At 71.1% G+C, this 2,842-nt stretch carries 3 protein-coding genes; 1 reads left to right on the top strand and 2 read right to left on the bottom strand.

Features of this window, described 5'->3' with window-relative positions; translation table 11 throughout:
* Positions 1-277 precede the first annotated feature (277 nt).
* Together ABD308_RS18440 and fbaA are read right to left on the bottom strand one after the other, a co-directional pair.
* Positions 278-691, bottom strand: a complete 414-nt coding sequence (locus tag ABD308_RS18440; protein WP_344335791.1) for a DUF3151 domain-containing protein — start codon at positions 689-691, stop codon at positions 278-280.
* A 57-nt stretch (positions 692-748) separates the two neighbouring features.
* Positions 749-1,771: a class II fructose-bisphosphate aldolase gene (fbaA, locus tag ABD308_RS18435; protein WP_344335788.1), complete on the bottom strand. Its 1,023-nt coding sequence runs from the start codon at positions 1,769-1,771 to the stop codon at positions 749-751.
* A gap of 298 nt (positions 1,772-2,069) precedes the next feature.
* Between fbaA and ABD308_RS18430 the strand changes: the two genes are divergently transcribed.
* Positions 2,070-2,792: a DedA family protein gene (locus ABD308_RS18430; RefSeq protein ID WP_344335785.1), complete on the top strand. Its 723-nt coding sequence runs from the start codon at positions 2,070-2,072 to the stop codon at positions 2,790-2,792.
* Positions 2,793-2,842: the final 50 nt, after the last annotated feature.

Here is a 2,842-nt window from a genome sequence, read left to right as displayed (position 1 = left end):
GCGGGCCGGGCGGGCCGCGGGGCGTGCCGCGGTACGGGATCGGCGGGCGGGGCTTGGTGCGGGCACGCTGGGGCTCTCTGTCGACCGGTGGGGCCGCGAACCCTCGAACTGACGTGCGCTCCCCCTCGCGGGGCCCACCCTGGCACGGCGGAGCGGTGCGTGTCCACGGAGCAGCGGGGCACGGAACGCGCCGAACGCACGGAAAACCGCCCCCGGCGCCCGTGTCCGGGCACCGGAGGCGGTGCGGGCGGGTGGTCCGGTCACCAGGACCGGGGGGTCAGCCCAGGGTGGCGGCGGCGGTCGGCGAGCTGTCCCGCAGGAACTGCGTGCAGCGCTCCGCCTCCTCCTTCTCCTCGATCGCGGCGGCGGCCCGGCCGAGCGCGTGCAGCGCCCGCAGGAAGCCGCGGTTCGGCTCGTGCTCCCACGGCACCGGGCCGTGGCCCTTCCAGCCGCTGCGCCGCAGCGCGTCCAGTCCGCGGTGGTAGCCGGTGCGGGCGTAGGCGTAGGACTCCACGACCCGGCCGGCCGCGTAGGCGTCGTCGGCGAGCTGCGCCCAGGCCAACGAGGAGGTCGGGAACTTCGCCGCGACCTCGGCCGGGGAGGCGCCGCCGGCCAGCAGCTCCAGCGGAGCGGGCTCGGCGGGCAGGTGCGTCGGGGGCGGACCCCCGAGGAGGTTCTCGTGAATGCTCATGCCCCCCAGTGAACCACCGGGGGGCATGGACACAGGACCTGGTGCGGGACGCGGGCCCTACTTCAGGCGGTTGCCGGCCGAACGCAGCTGCTGGGCGGCCTCGACCACGCGGGAGGCCATGCCGGCCTCGGCCAGCTTGCCCCAGGTGCGCGGGTCGTAGGTGTTCTTCTTGCCGACCTCGCCGTCGACCTTCAGCACGCCGTCGTAGTTGGCGAACATGTGGCCGGCGACCGGGCGGGTGAAGGCGTACTGGGTGTCGGTGTCCAGGTTCATCTTCACGACGCCGTTCTCCAGCGCGGTGGCGATCTCCTCGGTGCTGGAGCCGGAGCCGCCGTGGAAGACGAAGTCGAACGGGTCGGTCTTGCCGTACTGCTTGCCGATCGCGTCCTGCAGCTCGCGCAGCAGCCCCGGCTTCAGCACGACGTTGCCCGGCTTGTAGACGCCGTGCACGTTGCCGAAGGAGGCGGCCAGCAGGTAGCGGCCCTTCTCGCCCAGGCCCAGCGCCTCGGCGGTGCGGACGGCGTCGTTGACGGTGGTGTACAGCTCGTCGTTGATCTCGTGCGTGACACCGTCCTCCTCGCCGCCGGTCGGGGTGATCTCGACCTCAAGGATGATCTTGGCGGCGGCGGCCTGGGCGAGCAGCTCCTGGGCGATCGCCAGGTTGTCGCTCAGGGTCTCGGCGGAGCCGTCCCACATGTGCGACTGGAAGAGCGGGTTCTGCCCCTTGGCCACGCGCTCGGCCGACACCGCCAGCAGCGGGCGGACGTAGCCGTCCAGCTTGTCCTTGGGGCAGTGGTCGGTGTGCAGCGCGACGGTGACGTCGTACTTGGCGGCGACGATGTGCGCGAACTCGGCGAGCGCGACGGCGCCGGTCACCATGTCCTTGTTGTGCTGGCCGCCCAGGAACTCCGCGCCGCCGGTGGAGATCTGGATGATGCCGTCGCTCTCGGCCTCGGCGAAGCCACGCAGCGCGGCGTGCAGGGTCTGCGACGAGGTCACGTTGATCGCCGGGTAGGCGAACTTGCCCGCCTTGGCCCGGTCCAGCATCTCGTTGTAGACCTCGGGAGTTGCGATGGCCATGCGAATCCGCTCCTGTGGGTTTGCGGCGTACGGACGGTGCTGTCCGACGCTGTGTACGCCTTGTGACGACTCCGGGGTACCGGGGCCGGTCGCGGCTCTGCGGTGCGGCGGACCGGTACCAAGGTTCGAGGCAGCGGCCGCAGGGCGGCGATGAGGGAGTTCGCCACTGCGGGCCGGACGCCGGTGCCATCTTCCCAGAACGCCCACCGGCTCCACCATGCGGCCCGCCAGTCGGGACGGCGGGCGCCCGGCCCCTGGGGCGAGGCCCCGTCAAGGCGGGCCCGCTATCCTGCGCCCTGTGGACTACAACCAGCTGGCCGTCAATCTGCTCGACGCCAAATCACTGATCTCGTCCCTCGGTGCCATCGGGCTGATCGCGATCATCTTCGCGGAGACCGGCCTCCTGGTCGGGTTCTTCTTCCCGGGTGACTCGCTGCTCATCATCGCGGGTGTGGCCTCTTCGAGCGCCGCTTCGTCGGTCCTCGGCGACGGTGCGCGGCTGCCGATCGCGACCCTGCTGATCGGGGCCCCGATCGCGGCGATCGCCGGCGCCCAGCTCGGGCACCAGATCGGCGTGAAGGTCGGGCCGAAGATGTTCGACAAGCCCGAATCGAAGATCTTCAAGCGCGAGTACGTGCTGAAGGCCGAGGAGTACTTCAACCGCTTCGGCCCGGGCAAGGCCGTGGTGCTCGCCCGCTTCATGCCGATCGTCCGGACCTTCCTGAACCCGGTCGCGGGCACCCTGGAGATGCCGGCCAAGACCTTCTTCCTCTGGAACGTGGTCGGCGGCGTCCTGTGGACCGAGTCGATGCTGCTGATCGGCTACTTCTTCGGCGACGCGCTCGCCCCGGTGATCGACAAGTACCTGATCCCGGCGGTGCTGCTGATCGTGCTGCTCTCGATCTCGCCGATGATCGTCGAGGTGCTGCGCGAGCGCAAGAAGCGGAAGGCGGGCGGCGCGCAGGCCGGAGAGGGCGGCGAGACCGTCCAGGCCGGCGGCGGCCGGCACCGGCGCGACTGAGCGCCCTGACACTCGTACAACGGCCGGGGCCGGTGTGTTTCACGTGAAAC

The organism is Kitasatospora putterlickiae (genome assembly GCF_039527695.1).
Classification (GTDB): Bacteria; Actinomycetota; Actinomycetes; order Streptomycetales; family Streptomycetaceae; genus Kitasatospora; species Kitasatospora putterlickiae.
This window is presented reverse-complemented; position numbering and strand designations above follow the sequence as displayed.

What these genes read in the sequence shown, in the direction of transcription:
- ABD308_RS18440 (WP_344335791.1), bottom strand. Translation starts at nt 691, where the DNA reads ATGAGCATTCACGAGAACCTCCTCGGGGGTCCGCCCCCGACGCACCTG.
- fbaA (WP_344335788.1), bottom strand. Translation starts at nt 1,771, where the DNA reads ATGGCCATCGCAACTCCCGAGGTCTACAACGAGATGCTGGACCGGGCC.